The organism is Mycobacterium angelicum, assembly GCF_002086155.1.
Taxonomy (GTDB): Bacteria; Actinomycetota; Actinomycetes; order Mycobacteriales; family Mycobacteriaceae; genus Mycobacterium; species Mycobacterium angelicum.
The window spans coordinates 49891-64251 of the sequence record NZ_MVHE01000028.1 but is presented as its reverse complement, the minus strand read 5'-3'; the positions used below and the strand labels follow the sequence as shown (position 1 = coordinate 64251).

Below are 14361 nucleotides of genomic sequence, written 5' to 3'. Positions count from 1 at the left end.
GTACCGGAGGTGTGGGGGGTCGGGGCGGCCTGCTGTTTGGCGATGGTGGTTCAGGCGGCCTCGGTGGTGCCGGAGGCGGCGGCGGGATGGGTGCCGGCGGCGGCGAAGGCGGCCAGGGCGGTGATAGCGGCAGCAGTGGCACCATGTTCGTCGCGCCGGCCCCTGCCGGCAACGGCGGAACCGGCGGGGACGGCGGCGTCGGCGGTACCGGCGGAAACGGCGGCGCTGGCGGCGCCGGCGGCGCTGCTGGGCTGTTCGGCCACGCGGGCGGCGCCGGTTCGGGTGGTGCCGCGGGTGGCGGCGGCCTGGGTGGTACCGGCGGTGCGGGCGGCCAGCCCGGAGCCTACGGAAGCCCCGCCGGCGGTGCCACGGCCGGTGCGTACGGCCAGACCGGCGCCCAGGGTGCCGACGGTCAGAACGGCCTAGCCGGTTGACCCGTTGCCCAAGCGGGCAATATGTAAGGCGATGAGTTTCTACTCCGCATACCAGCATGGGTTCGTGCGCGTCGCCGCGTGCACGCACCACACCACGATCGCCGACCCGGCGGCCAATGCCGCATCGGTACTGGGGTTGGCCCGTGAATGCCACGACGATGGTGTCGCCTTGGCGGTCTTTCCGGAGCTGACGCTGTCGGGCTACTCGATCGAGGACATCCTGCTGCAGGATGCCTTGCTCGACGCCGTCGAAGCGGCGCTGCACGAGGTGGTCTCCGCAGCCGCGGACCTACTGCCTGTACTCGTGATCGGGGCGCCGCTGCGGCACCGGCACCGCATTTACAACACCGCCGTCGTCGTTCATCGCGGTGCCATCCTCGGCGTCGTTCCGAAGTCGTACCTGCCGACCTATCGGGAGTTCTACGAACACCGCCAGATCGCGCCGGGAGACCAAGAGCGCGGCGTCATTCGGATCGGCGATACCGAAGCCCCATTCGGCCCGGACCTGCTGTTCGGTGCGTCCGACCTGCCGGACTTCGTTTTACACGTGGAAATCTGCGAGGACATGTTCGTGCCGCTGCCGCCCAGCGCCGAGGCGGCGCTGGCCGGGGCGACCGTCTTGGCCAACTTGTCCGGTAGCCCGATCACCATCGGCCGCGCCGAAGACCGCTGTCTGCTGGCGCGTTCGGCGTCGTCACGCTGCCTGGCGGCCTATGTCTATGCCGCGGCGGGGGAAGGCGAGTCCACGACCGACCTGTCCTGGGACGGCCAGACGATGATTTGGGAAAACGGTGTCCTGCTAGCGCAATCCGAGCGTTTTCCGAAGGGAGTACGCCGTTCGATCGCCGACGTCGACACCGAGTTGCTGCGCTCCGAGCGGTTGCGGATGGGCACCTTCGACGACAACCGGCGGCACCACCGCGAGCTGGCGGAGTCGTTCCGGCGCATCGAATTCCGGCTAGACCCGCCGTCCGGCGACATCGGTCTGCTGCGCAGCGTCGAGCGCTTCCCGTTCGTCCCCGCCGATCCACAACGGCTGCAACAGGATTGCTATGAGGGCTACAACATCCAGGTGTCCGGACTAGAGCAGCGACTGCGGGCCCTGGACTATCCGAAGGTCGTTATCGGCGTATCCGGCGGTCTGGATTCGACACACGCGCTGATCGTCGCGGCACGGGCAATGGATCGCGAAGAGCGGCCGCGCAGCGACATTCTGGCGTTCACCTTGCCCGGATTCGCCACCGGTGAGCGCACCAAGAACAACGCCATCAAGCTGGCGCGCGCGTTGGGCGTCACCTTCGAAGAGATCGATATCCGCGGTACGGCCGAGTTGATGCTCAAGGAGATGGATCATCCGTTTGCCCGAGGCGAGAAGGTCTACGACGTCACCTTCGAAAACGTCCAGGCCGGGCTGCGCACCGACTACCTGTTCCGCCTGGCGAATCAGCGCGGCGGCATCGTGTTGGGCACCGGCGATTTGTCCGAGCTCGGGCTGGGCTGGTCGACCTACGGTGTCGGCGACCAGATGTCGCACTACAACGTCAACGCCGGGGTGCCCAAGACGCTGGTTCAGCACCTGATCCGCTGGGTGATCTCGGCGGGTGAATTCGAGGACGAGGTCAGTGAGGTGCTGCAGTCGGTGCTCGACACCGAGATCACTCCTGAACTCGTGCCGTCCGGTGAAGAGGAAGAGCTGCAGAGCAGCGAGGCGAAGATCGGTCCCTTTGCGCTGCAAGATTTTTCGCTGTTCCAGGTGCTGCGCTTCGGGTTCCGGCCGTCGAAGATCGCTTTTCTGGCCTGGCATGCGTGGAGCGATCCCAAGAGTGGCAGCTGGCCGCCGGGCTTTCCCGAAGACAAGCGCCCGTCGTACTCGCTGGCCGAGATCCGGCATTGGCTGCAGGTCTTCGTGCAGCGGTTCTACTCGTTCAGCCAATTCAAGAGGTCAGCATTGCCTAACGGCCCCAAGGTATCTCACGGCGGTGCCCTATCGCCGCGCGGGGATTGGCGGGCGCCGTCGGACATGTCTGCGCGGATCTGGCTGGACGAAATCGAACGCGAAGTCCCCGAGGGCTAGCCACTGGCCCCGGTCGGCAGATAGCCTTGCGCCGCCAGCCGCGCCAGTACCCCGCCGCCGTCGATGATGTCGCGAATCAGCTCGGGCAACACGGGCACTGTTCCGGCGGCCCCGGTGGTGTCGTTGCGCCAGCTGCCGTCGGCCAGATCGAAGCTGGCCTCATCGCCTTCCCGAAAGATGTTGGTGGCGTTCGGTATTGTCATCGCGGGCAGCCCGGAGTTCACGGCGTTGCGGAAGAACAGCGAGGTGAATTCCTCGGCGACCAGCCCGGCGATGCCGAGTTCTTTGAACAGCGCGGCCACCGGACGCGACGATCCGACGCCGAAGTTCTTGCCCGCGACCACGACATCGCCGGGTGTCATCTGATCGGTCCAGCCGGGGCGTAACTGGTAGAAGACGTACCGCGCCGCCTCCGGTGGTTCTAATTTCATGGCGAAGCCGGGGTACATGGCGTCGGTGTTCACGTCGTCGCCGAACACCCACATCCTGCCGCTGAACGAGAGAGTCATGCCGCGACACTGCGTGGGTCGGTGATGAATCCCGTGACCGCCGAGGCGGCGACGGTGGCCGGTGACGCCATGAAGATCTGCGCCTCGGTACTGCCCATGCGTCCGGTGAAGTTGCGGGTGCTGGAGGTGATGCACACTTCGCCCGGCCCCAGCACGCCCATGTGGTAGCCGAAGCAGGCCCCACACGTGGAGTTGGTGACGACGGCTCCGGCGTCGGCGATGTCTTGCAGGTAGCCCAGCCGCATGGCGTCGCGATAGACCGCCTGCGAGGCGGGGGTGACCAGTAACCGCACCCCGGCGGCTATCGTTTTGCCGCGCAGCACGTGTGCGGCAACTTCAAGGTCTTCGAGTTGTCCGTTGGCGCACGATCCGATGAACGCCTGGTCGACCTTTTGCTTGGGTAACTGCGAAACGGGCAGCCCGTTTCGGCTGACGGTACCCGGCCGCGCCACATAGGGTTCCAGCGCTGCCAGATCGATGTGGCGGACATCGTGATAGACCGCATCGGAATCGGGTGCGGCAGCGTGATATCCGCCTATACCGCGGGCGTCGAGCAGGTCGGTCAACACGTCGTCGGCTTCGAAAATGCTGAAATCGGCGGACACTTCGGCGCCTTGGGTGGCGATGGTGCGCCGATCGTGCATCGGGATGCCGGCCAAACCGGAGCCGCCGAACTCCAGGTTAAGGTTGGCCGCATCGCCGAACTCGTTGGCGATGTGCAAGAAGATGTCCTTGCCGCTCACCGTGTTCGGCTTTATGCCGCCGAATTCATAGCGGATGGTCGGGGTGACCTGGCACCAGGTTTGGCCCGTGCACATGATCGAATACACCTCCGCGGCGCCCAAACCGCGGGCCGCGGTATTGTAGGCGCCGGCCGCACAGGTGTGAGAGTCGCTGCAGGCCAACACTTCTCCAGGACGCGCCAGCCCGTTCTCGGCGATCACCTGGTGGCTGATGCCGTGCCGGCCGACGTCGTAGAAATGCTCGATGCCGAAGGCGGCGACGAACTCCCGGGCGTGGCAGGCACCCGCGGCGTCCTTGATCGTGGGCGCCGGCACGGCGTGATCCATCACGACGGCCAGTTTGGCCGGGTCGTGAATGCGGTTTGGCTTGAGCCACGATCTGGTGAACTGCAGATCGATCAGTACCGTCATGTCGACGTCCACCACGACGGTGTCGCCGGGCGCGACGCAGTCACAGCCGGCCTTGCGCGCCAGGATCTTTTCGATGATCGTCATGCCCATGCGGTGGCCTCCGCAGCCGCATACCTCGCGTCGGCTTCCAGCCATTCGGTGAGGCCGACCAACCTGAAGAAGTCCGCCGGGCTGCGCACCGGCAGGTCGGTGATGTCGCTGCCGTTGAGTTCGCTGAGGCCCTGCAGCATGCCCAGGGCCGCGCGGCGCACCAGGTTGCTCGGATAGATCGCGATTGCATAGCCCAGCTCTTGAAGGCGTGCGACGGCTACCGGCGGCGTCAGCCCGCCCAGCGCCATGTTGATCAGCAGGGGAGCGCCGACTTCGCCTGCGATGCGCTCGATCTCGGCGACGTCCTGTGGAGCCTCGACGAAGACGATGTCGGCGCCCGCTTCGGCATAGCGGTTGGCGCGTTCGAGCGCCGCGTCCAGACCGAGTGGGGCGCGTGCGTCGGTGCGCGCCACCACCAAAAAGTTGTCATCCGAGCGGGTGTCCAACGCCGCGGCCAGGGTTTGTTCGAATTGTGCCGCGTCGACGACGTGCTTGTCCGGCAAGTGGCCGCAGCGCTTGGGGAACACCTGGTCTTCCAGCTGAATCGCGGCCACGCCGGCCTGCTCGTAACACCGCACGGTGCGCACCACGTTTCGCGGCGCGCCGTAGCCGGTGTCGGCGTCGGCGATGAGGGGAATGTCGCCCAAGACACCGACGACCATGCGGGCCCGTTCGGTCATTTCGGTTGCCGTGGTCAGTCCGATATCGGGCAGGCCGAAACCCGATGCGGCCACACCGGAGCCGGTCAGGTAGGCCGCGACGTGCCCGGCGCGTTTGGTCAGGTGTGCGGAGATGCCGTCGAAAACTCCTGGCGCGATCACCAGTTCACGCCGATCGAGCAGGGTCCGCAGCCGCTGGCGTGCCGGGGTGGTAGGCATGTCTTGCGCTCCTCTCAAGTTGTTATATAGATATAACAACTGATCGGGACGCGCAACCGCAGGTGTGTGGAAACATTGATCACCGTGCCAAAAGCCAGCGCTAAACAAGGGCCGGTTTCGGCGGCCGCCGGGGTGCCGTTGCACCGGCAGTTGTTCCTGGTGCTGCACGACGAAATCGACCGCGGCGTGATCGCACCCGGGGACGCGCTGCCCACCGAGCAGACGTTGTGCGAGCAGTTCGGGGTATCCCGGATCACGGTGCGGCGCGCGCTGGCCGATCTCGCCGAACAGGGGTATATCGAACGCAGGCGTGGCGTGGGTTCCTTTGTCGCAGAACATGGTCCGGCGGATCAGTCGTCGCCGGGCCGCTCCTATCTGGACGGGCTGCGTCAGACCCAGTTCGAAACGGACGTGGACGTGGTCGAACTCGGCTTGCGTCGCCCGCCCCGGGCCATTGCCGACGCGCTGGGGACGGCCGGCGAGTTACTGCACATCGTGCGGGTGCGACGGCAACGCAGAACCGGCGAGCCGTTCATCGTGAGCGAGGCGTGGCTGCCGCCGGAATTGGCCGACCTGCTGACCGAGTCGGCGTTGCGGCACACCGCCCTGTATGAGCTGCTCGCGGCCGCGGGGCTGGTGGTTGAACGAGTGCGACATGAGATCACTGCCGAGGTTGCCGGCCCACGCAATGCCCAGCTGCTCGACACCGCGATCGGCTCGGCGCTGCTGCGGGTCAACAGGCTGGTCTTCGTCGATGGGATGCCGCACCATCACCTGTCGGTGCTGTTGTCGCCCAGTCGTAGCCGGGTGCTGCTCAGTCAATCGGGAGCCGAACTGGACGCCGCGGGCGGTCTGACCTTCGCCCACGACGTGGGCTAATCGTCCGGTACGGCCGCGTCGATCATTTCGGCATCGGGTGCGCAGTTACCGGCGCCCGGCACCATGGTCGCGATGGCACCGGCGGCGCAGGCGCGTCGCAGGGCCCGCAGTCGCTGGCGCGCGGAACCGGGGTCTGGTGGCCAGTGCGCCGCCAGCACTCCGGCGAACACGTCGCCGGCGCCGGTGGTGTCCACCGGCGTCACCGCCGGGGCACGTACCTCGAACCTGCCATCCGGGCCGGCGTAGCGGGCCCCGCGCTCGCCCAGCGTAACCACGAAATGTGTTGGCTGGTAAGGCCATTCGTCGGCTTCGCGTTCGTTGGCGATCACCACGTCGGCGTAGCCGGCCAATTCGGCCAGGATGTCGGGATCCTGGCCGCTCGGTGAGGCATTCACGATGACGACGGCCCCGGCGGCACTGGCCGCGCGCGCCGCGAACAGCGCCGTCGCCGCCGGAATCTCCAATTGGGTCAACAACACATCGCAGGCGGGAACCCCCCTCAACTCCAACTGGGCGTTGACCCCCGGAGCCACCACGATGGTGTTCTCGGCGCCGGCATCGACGATGATGACGGCGGTTCCGCTGGGTCCTGGCCCCCGGACCGTTTCAGCCACGTCAACACCGTTGGCCCGCAAGTGTGCTCGCAACTGTTCACCGGCCGAGTCGTCGCCCACCGCGCCGACGAACTGGACTTGCGCGCCCGCGCGTGCGGCGGCCACCGCCTGGTTGCCGCCCTTGCCGCCCAACGTGTACGTCAACTTCGATGCCAGCACCGTCTCACCCGGGCGCGGCAGGGCAGCTACGTCGAACACCAGGTCCATGTTCACGCTGCCCACCACACAGACTCGAGTCGCCATTCCGCCGAGGTTATGGAGTCGCGCGGGGTTTCACAACGGAGGACGTGCGTGTCGGAGCCCTTATGCTGCGTGATCGGTGCATCGTAGAGAAGTCAGTAGCGGGTCGTCGCCGTCCAACGCTGACCCATAGCGAGAGGGAAGCCGATTGACGTCGGGTGAGGCAACAGCGTCGAGCCATGCAGCAGACTCGGTCCCGGAGGCCGACACAGCGTCGGTCACCAAGAGTCGTCCCAAAGAGCGGCGGCGCCGCCCACAGTTCCGGGCAAGCATCCAATCCAAGCTCATGGTGCTGTTGCTGCTGTCGAGCATCGTCTCGGTTGCCGCGATAGTCGTAGTCGTCTATCAATCGGGCCGCACTTCGCTCACCACGGCGGCATATGAACGGCTGACCGAACTGCGGGAGTCGCAGAAGCGGGCCGTCGAGACGCTGTTTTCCGATCTGACGAATTCGCTGGTGATTTATGCCCGCGGTCTGACGGTGGTCGATGCGCTTGCGGAATTCACCGCCGGATTCGATCAACTGTCCGACGCCAAGATCAGCCCCACCCAACAGCAGGCGATCGTCAACTATTACAACAACGAACTCATCAAACCGACCGAGGCCATGACCGGTGAACGACTCGACATCACCGCGCTGCTGCCGACGACTCCGGCGCAAAGGTACCTGCAGGCGTACTACACCGCGCCGTTCACGTCGGACGAAGCATCCTCGCGGTTCGACGATGCCGGCGACGGCAGCGCCTGGTCTGCGGCCAATGCGCGGTTCAACAGCTACTTTCGCGAAATCGTCAGCCGGTTCGACTACGACGATGCGGTGTTGTTGGACACCAGGGGCAATATCGTCTACAGCCTGAGCAAGGATCCCGACCTCGGCACCAACATCTTGACCGGACCCTATCGGGAATCCAACCTGCGCGATGCCTACCTCAAGGCGTTGGGCGCCAACGCCGTTGACTTCACCTGGATCACCGACTTCCAGCCCTATCAGCCGCAACTCGACGTGCCGACCGCGTGGTTGGTGGCGCCGGTCGAGGCCGGCGGCAAGACCGAGGGTGTGCTGGCTCTGCCGCTGCCGATCGCCAAGATCAACCGGATCATGACCGCGGACAAGCATTGGCAATCGGCGGGCATGGGTGAAGGAACCGAAACCTATCTCGCCGGCCCGGACCGCCTGATGCGCTCGGATTCCAGGCTGTTCCTGGAAGATCCCAAGGAGTACCAGCGGCAGTCGACGTCGGCGGGCACACCGGCCGACGTGGCGAACCGCGCCGTCCAAATCGGCGGCACCACGCTGCTACAGCCCGTGGGTACCGAGGGTTTGCGCGCCGCTCAGCGCGGACAGACCGGGACGGTTTCGGCTACCGACTACACCGGCAATCAGGAACTCGAGGCCTACGCGCCGTTGACCGTGCCGAACTCCGATCTGCACTGGTCGATCCTGGCCACCCGAGATACCTCGGAGGCCTTCGCGGCCGTCGCGTCGTTCAGCAGGGCGCTGATATTGGTCACGGTGGCAATGATTTTCGTTATTTGTGTGGCATCTATGCTCATCGCCCAGGCGATGGTGCGGCCGATACGGCGGCTTGAAGCCGGCACCCAGCGGATCAGCTCCGGCGACTACGACGTGACGATCCCCGTCACATCGCGCGATGAAATCGGTGATCTGACAGCGGCCTTCAATGAGATGAGCCGAAATCTGGAGATCAAGGAGGAGCTGCTCAACGAGCAGCGCCGGGAGAACGACCGGCTGCTGCTGTCGATGATGCCCGAGCCGGTGGTGCAGCGTTATCGCGACGGCGAAAAGGCGATCGCGCAGGAACACCACGACGTCGCCGTCCTATTCGCCGACATCGTCGGGCTCGACGAAGTATCCAGCAGCCTGTCGGGCAACGAATTGGTCGGGATAGTAGACGAATTGGTGCGCCAGTTCGATTCGGCCGCCGAACACCTTGGCGTGGAACGGGTTCGCACCCTGCACAACGGCTACCTCGCCAGCTGCGGGGTTACGACACCGCGCCTGGACAACATTCCCCGAATCGTCGATTTCGCGCTGGAAATGCGGCGCATCATCGATCGGTTCAACAGCCAGACCGGCGATGAGTTGCATCTGCGGGTCGGCATCAACACCGGGGATGTGACCAGCGGGCTGGTCGGCCGATCAAGTGTGGTCTACGACATGTGGGGCGCCGCGGTGAGTTTGGCCTACCAAATGCACAGCGGCGCACCACAACCCGGCATTTACGTCACGACGCAGGTTTACGAGGCGATGCGCGACGTGCGGCAGTTCGCCCCGGCCGGCACGATTTCGGTCGAGGGGGCAGAGGTGCCGATATTCCGATTGGTCGAGCGCTGATGAATGTATTTCATTCGTCGTGGTTCTACTGGGCTTCGGGCATCGCGATCGGGCTGCCCGTCGGGCTGATCATTCTCACCGAGTTGCATCGCCACCTGGTCCGTCGGGAAAGCCATTTGGCCCGGCAGGTCAGCCTGTTACGCAACTACCTACTGCCGCTCGGCGCGCTGTTGCTGCTGCTGGTCAAGGCCTCGCAGATCCCGGCCGGCGATGCCACGGTGCGCATCCTCACGACGGCGTTCGGGTTCATGGTGCTGGTGTTGCTGCTGTCCGGGCTCAACGCCACGGTATTCCAGGCGGCGCCGGTGGAGAGCTGGCGCAAGCGGTTGCCCACCATCTTCCTCGACGTCGCGCGCTTCGCGCTGATCGGTGCCGGCCTGGCGGTGATTCTGTCCTATATCTGGGGTGTCCGGGTTGGGGGTCTGTTCACCGCGCTGGGGGTCACCTCGGTGGTGATCGGCCTGATGTTGCAGAACTCCGTCGGCCAGATCGTGTCGGGTTTGTTCATGCTGTTCGAGCAGCCGTTCCGGATCGATGACTGGCTGGACACCCCTAACGGGCGCGGTCGGGTCGTCGAGGTGAACTGGCGCGCGGTGCACATTCAGACTGGTGCTGGGTTGCGGATCACGCCGAACTCGGCGCTGGCCACTACCTCGTTTACCAATCTGAGCCGGCCGGGCGGGTCGCATAAGTGCGCCATCACAACCAAATTCGCGGTCTCCGATGCCCCGGACCAGGTGTGCGCGATGCTGACCAGAGTTGGCGGCGAGTTACCCCAACTCAAGTCCGGAACCATGCCGACCACCGTTTCCGTCGGTGGCGGTGAGTACCGAACGACGGTGCGGGTGAAGTCGGCAGCCGATGACAGTGACGCTCAGGCCACTTTCCTGCGCTGGGTCTGGTATTCGGCGCGGCGCGAAGACCTTCATCTGGACGAGGCCGACGATGACTTCTCGACAACCGAACGGGTGCAGGCCGCTCTGCGCACGGTGGTTGGGCCGGAACTGCGGCTGAGTCTGAGCGAACAGCAGTCGTTGGCTCCCTACGGGCGCGTGTTGCGCTACGGCACCGACGAAATCGTGCAGCATGCCGGTGTGGTGCCCGCTGGGATGACTTTCGTCGTCTCCGGCAGTGTTCGGCTCACAGCGACGACGGAGGACGGCTCGGTCATTCCGCTCGCTACGCTGGCCAAGGGTGCATTTCTGGGGGTCACCGCGTTGACGCGGCAACCCAATCCGACCGGTGCGGTGGCGCTCGAGGAGCTGATCGTCCTGCAGGTCGACCGCGAACACCTCGAGCAGGTGGTGATGGGTAAGCCGTTGCTGCTGCAGGAGTTGGGCCGACTCATCGACGAGCGGCAAACCAAGGCGGACCGCGCAACTCGTCGCGAACGAGTCGGTTAGCGGACAATCACTCGGCCGGCAGCAGCTGACCGTGCTCGCCTCTTTGCGCAAACAAGGCTGGTTTCGTTACCTTTTCGCGCTAGTCTGCTGCGTGATCTGCCCGTCTTTTCGCCGGCAGCGAGAGGAAGACGATTGGAATCAGGGCAGCAAACGGTACCCGAAGTGGCAGCAGAGTCTGCCCCGTCGGTCAATCGTGGACGCCGGTTTCTGCGGCTTTTCCGAATGGGAATCCAGTCCAAACTTTTGGTGACGCTGCTGGTGTGCAGCATCCTGTCGGTCGCTGTGGTCGGTCTGGTCGGGTATGTGACGGGCCGCAATGCGTTGCGGCAGGTCGCGATCGAGCGGCTGCTCGAGCTGCGTGAGTCGCACAAGCAGCAGGTCGAGGCGCTGTTCTCGGAGCTGATGAAATCGGTGATGGTTTACAGCAGTGGTTTCAGTGCGGTCGAAGCGGAGCGGGCTTTCACCGCCGGCTTCGCCGAATTGGCCAACGCGAAGATCAGTTCCGCACAGGAACAGTCGCTCGCGAACTACTACAACAAGCAGATGATCGATCCGATCAATCGGTTGACCGGAGACGATCTGGACATCAACGCGCTGCTGCCGAGTTCCAATGCGCAGCGCTACCTTCAGGCCTATTACACCGCCCCGTTTACCTCAACCGGCGACGCGATGCGCTTCAATGACGCCAATGACGGCAGTGCCTGGTCGGCGGCCAATGCCCGCTATAACGACTTCTTCCGCAGCATCGTCACGCGCTTCGAATATCGGGATGCGCTGCTGCTGGATCTTGACGGCAACGTCGTCTACACCGTGAACAAAGGCCCCGACCTCGGGACCAACGTCTTCACCGGGCCGTACCGGGAAACCAATCTGCGCGACGCCTACCAGAGGGCGCTGCGGGCCAACGACGTTGACTTCGTGTGGATGACCGACTTCCAGACGTATCAGCCGGCGCTCGACGCGCCCACCGCGTGGCTGGTGTCGCCGGTCGGAATGAACGGCAGAACCGAGGGCGTGATGGCGCTGCCGTTACCCATCTCGAAGATCAACGACATCATGAACGCCAGTAAGCATTGGGAAGCGGTCGGCATGGGCAAATCGACCGAGACATATCTGGCCGGCCCGGACGGCTTGATGCGTTCCGATTCAAGGGTTTTCCTGCAGAATCCGAAGGCATATCAGCGTGAGGCAGTCGCCGGCGGTACAGCGCCAGACGTCGTGAAGAAGGCGATGCGGTTGGGCAGCACGGTGCTGGTGCAGCCGGTTCACAGCGCGGGTCTGCGCGCCGCCCAGCGCGGGCAGACCGGTGTCACCTCGGACACCGACTATCTGGGCAACCGCGAATTGCAAGCCTATGCGCCGCTGAATGTGCCGAATTCAGAACTGCATTGGTCGATTCTGGCGACGCGCGACGACGGCGACGCCTATCAGCGATTGGCCTCGTTCGGCAAGACCCTGGTCTTGGCCGTCGCGGGGATGAGCTTCGTCATCTGTGTGTTGTCGATGCTGCTGTCGCGGCTGCTGGTGCGGCCGATCCGCCGGTTGGAGGCCGGTACGGCGAGGATCAGCGCAGGTGACTACGAGGTGACCGTGCCGGTCAAAACGCGCGACGAACTCGGTGATCTCACTGGGGCTTTCAACGAGATGAGCCATAACCTCAAGGTCAAAGAGGAACTGCTCAACGAGCAGCGCAGGGAAATCGATCGCCTGCTGCTGTCGTTGATGCCCGAACCGGTGGTGCGGCGATACCGGGAGGGTAAGGAGACCATCGCGCAGGAGCACCAGGACGTCACCGTCATTTTCGCCGACATCGCGGGGCTCGACGACCTGTCCAACGATTTGTCCGGCGACGAATTGGTCGGGACGGTCGACGAGCTGTTGCGTGAGTTCGACTCCGCGGCCGAAACCCATGGTGTGGAACGGATTCGCACTCTGCACAATGGCTACCTTGCCAGCTGCGGTGCCACCACTCCGAGGCTGGACAACATTCACCGCAGCGTCGACTTCGCGTTCGAGATGCAGCGGATCATCGATCGTTTCAACGCCCAGTCGGGCCGCCAGCTCGATTTGCGGGTCGGGATCAACACCGGGAAAGTCGTCAGTGGCCTGATCGGGCGAGCGGGCCTTGTCTACGACATGTGGGGCGGCGCGGTGAGCCTGGCCTACCAAATGCACAGCGGCTCAAGGCAACCCGGCGTCTACGTCACCGCGCAGGTGTTCGAAGCGATGCAAGACCTGTGGAACTTCACACCGGCCGGCCAGATTTCGGTCGGCGGATCCGAGCAGCGGATCTGGCGACTGGTGGACCGGAAGTGAGCTTGCGGTGAACGTCTTCGGATCGGCCTGGTTCTATTGGGCCGTCGGGGTGGTCATCGGCCTGCCGGTCGGGATCGTCATTCTGACCGAGGTGCAGCGTGCGCTGGTGCGCAGGCGCAGCAGCCTGGCCAAACAGGTTGGCCTGCTGCGCAATTACGTGCTGCCACTTGGTGCGCTGCTGCTGCTGATCGTCAACGCGACGGGTGTGCCGGTCCACGACACCGTGGTACGGATACTTACGACGGCATTCGGCTTCCTGGTGCTGGTGCTGTTGCTGTCGGGTCTCAATACCACCGTGTTCATCAGTGCGCCGCAAGGGTCATGGCGCAAGCGGTTACCTGTCATCTTCCTCGACGTCGCGCGGTTCGTGCTGATCGGCGCCGGTCTGGCGGTGATCTTTTCGTACGTCTGGGGTGTGCGGGTAGGGAGCCTGTTCACCGCGCTGGGGGTGACCTCGGTCGTCATCGGCCTGATGTTGCAGAACTCCGTAGGTCAGATCGTCTCGGGGCTGTTCATGCTGTTCGAGCAGCCGTTCCAGATCGACGACTGGCTGGATACCTCCACGGCGCGCGGGCGAATCGTCGAAGTGAACTGGCGCGCTGTGCATATCGAGACCCTCAGTGGGATGCGGATAATCCCGAACTCGGTGCTGGCCAGCACAGCCTTCACCAACCTCAGCCGGGCGACCGGCGTACACGAATTCGCGATGAAGACCACCTTTTCCGACGCCGATGCCCCCGACCGGGTTTGCGCGTTGTTGACGCGGATTGCCAGCCTGCTGCCGCAGCTATGCGCGGGCGATATACCGACTTCGGAAGCCCTCGGTGGCGCCGAATACTGCACTACCGTCGGCCTGGCGTCACCCGCCGACGAACGCGCCGCGCAAGCAACGTTCGCGCGGTGGATCTGGTATGCCGCACGACGAGAGGGGTTGCATCTCGACGGCGCCGACGACGACTTCTCCGACGCCGAACGCGTCGATGACGCGTTGCGAACGGTGGTGACGCCCGTTCTGCGGCTCAGCGACGACGATCGGCAGTCGCTGGTTTCGCGGGCGAGGATGGTTCGCTATGGCGCCGGTGAGATCGTGGAGTATGCCGGTTCGGTGCCCGCGGGGATGACGTTTTTGGTGCGTGGGCGGGTGCGGCTGGTTGCCACTACCGACGGCGGATCGGATGTGCCGATCACCACGCTGGATGAAGGCTCGTTTCTGGGGCTGACCGCACTGACTCGGCAGCCGAACCTGGCGAGTGCATACGCGCTTGAAGAGGTGACCGCGCTGGAGATCGGCCGAGAGCACATTGAACATCTGGTGATGCGAGAACCGTTGTTATTGCAGGACTTTGGCCACCTCCTCGATGAGCGGCGAAGCAAGGTGCGCCAGGCGCGCGGGGGTGACTGAGTAGCTCGTCGC

The 14361-nt window shown here is 64.7% G+C and carries 11 protein-coding genes; 7 read left to right on the top strand and 4 right to left on the bottom strand.

The genetic code is table 11. The features are described 5' to 3' along the window. The coding region (locus BST12_RS17125; protein ID WP_083114328.1) for a hypothetical protein at nt 1–434 on the top strand (434 nt) is incomplete at its 5' end. Nucleotides 435–465: 31 nt separating this feature from the next. Next, nucleotides 466–2508, top strand: a complete 2043-nt coding sequence (locus tag BST12_RS17120; RefSeq protein ID WP_083114318.1) for an NAD(+) synthase — start codon at nt 466–468, stop codon at nt 2506–2508. Here the strand turns inward: BST12_RS17120 and BST12_RS17115 are convergent. From BST12_RS17115 to BST12_RS17105, 3 genes are read right to left on the bottom strand one after another with little or no spacing between them, the layout of a single operon-like run. Beyond that, nucleotides 2505–3017 carry a LeuD/DmdB family oxidoreductase small subunit gene (locus tag BST12_RS17115; RefSeq protein WP_083114317.1) on the bottom strand — a complete coding sequence of 171 codons (513 nt, stop codon included), beginning with the start codon at nt 3015–3017 and terminating at the stop codon, nt 2505–2507. The genes BST12_RS17120 and BST12_RS17115 overlap by 4 nt on opposite strands. After that, nucleotides 3014–4261: an aconitase/3-isopropylmalate dehydratase large subunit family protein gene (locus BST12_RS17110; protein ID WP_083114316.1), complete on the bottom strand. Its 1248-nt coding sequence runs from the start codon at nt 4259–4261 to the stop codon at nt 3014–3016. The genes BST12_RS17115 and BST12_RS17110 overlap by 4 nt, the downstream gene beginning before the upstream one ends. After that, nucleotides 4252–5139: an isocitrate lyase/PEP mutase family protein gene (locus BST12_RS17105; RefSeq protein WP_083114315.1), complete on the bottom strand. Its 888-nt coding sequence runs from the start codon at nt 5137–5139 to the stop codon at nt 4252–4254. Before BST12_RS17105 ends, BST12_RS17110 begins: the two co-directional genes overlap by 10 nt. A 66-nt stretch (nt 5140–5205) precedes the next feature. Here BST12_RS17105 and BST12_RS17100 point away from each other — a divergent pair, with 66 nt between their 5' ends. Further along, nucleotides 5206–6018, top strand: coding sequence for a GntR family transcriptional regulator (locus BST12_RS17100; RefSeq protein ID WP_372511085.1), 813 nt, complete (start codon nt 5206–5208; stop codon nt 6016–6018). On the opposite strand, the gene BST12_RS17095 is transcribed toward BST12_RS17100, so the two are convergent. Next, entirely contained in the window at nt 6015–6875 is an 861-nt protein-coding gene (locus tag BST12_RS17095; protein WP_139801731.1) for a PfkB family carbohydrate kinase, read from the bottom strand. The two genes, BST12_RS17100 and BST12_RS17095, sit on opposite strands and share 4 nt — an antisense overlap. A gap of 283 nt (nt 6876–7158) precedes the next feature. Here BST12_RS17095 and BST12_RS17090 point away from each other — a divergent pair, with 283 nt between their 5' ends. From BST12_RS17090 to BST12_RS17075, 4 genes are all read left to right on the top strand, one after another. Further along, nucleotides 7159–9228 (top strand): adenylate/guanylate cyclase domain-containing protein, encoded by a 2070-nt coding sequence (locus tag BST12_RS17090; protein ID WP_139801730.1) that lies wholly within the window; start codon nt 7159–7161, stop codon nt 9226–9228. Next, complete coding sequence (locus BST12_RS17085) at nt 9228–10631, top strand: mechanosensitive ion channel family protein (protein WP_083114312.1); 1404 nt, start codon at nt 9228–9230, stop codon at nt 10629–10631. The genes BST12_RS17090 and BST12_RS17085 overlap by 1 nt, the downstream gene beginning before the upstream one ends. A gap of 132 nt (nt 10632–10763) precedes the next feature. Continuing rightward, a complete protein-coding gene (locus BST12_RS17080) occupies nt 10764–12947 on the top strand; it encodes an adenylate/guanylate cyclase domain-containing protein (RefSeq protein ID WP_372511083.1) in 2184 nt (727 codons plus the stop codon). Between the two features lie 7 nt (nt 12948–12954). Then, the gene (locus BST12_RS17075; RefSeq protein ID WP_083114310.1) at nt 12955–14349 is read left to right on the top strand and encodes a mechanosensitive ion channel family protein; all 1395 of its coding nucleotides are present in this window, start codon (nt 12955–12957) and stop codon (nt 14347–14349) included. The last annotated feature ends 12 nt before the right edge of the window (nt 14350–14361 follow it).

Bases quoted from the DNA above. Each gene is read 5' to 3' on its own strand.
- BST12_RS17115 (WP_083114317.1), bottom strand. From the start codon at position 3,017: ATGACTCTCTCGTTCAGCGGCAGGATGTGGGTGTTCGGCGACGACGTG.
- BST12_RS17105 (WP_083114315.1), bottom strand. From the start codon at position 5,139: ATGCCTACCACCCCGGCACGCCAGCGGCTGCGGACCCTGCTCGATCGG.
- BST12_RS17085 (WP_083114312.1), top strand. From the start codon at position 9,228: ATGAATGTATTTCATTCGTCGTGGTTCTACTGGGCTTCGGGCATCGCG.
- BST12_RS17120 (WP_083114318.1), top strand. From the start codon at position 466: ATGAGTTTCTACTCCGCATACCAGCATGGGTTCGTGCGCGTCGCCGCG.
- BST12_RS17095 (WP_139801731.1), bottom strand. From the start codon at position 6,875: ATGGCGACTCGAGTCTGTGTGGTGGGCAGCGTGAACATGGACCTGGTG.
- BST12_RS17090 (WP_139801730.1), top strand. From the start codon at position 7,159: ATGGTGCTGTTGCTGCTGTCGAGCATCGTCTCGGTTGCCGCGATAGTC.
- BST12_RS17110 (WP_083114316.1), bottom strand. From the start codon at position 4,261: ATGGGCATGACGATCATCGAAAAGATCCTGGCGCGCAAGGCCGGCTGT.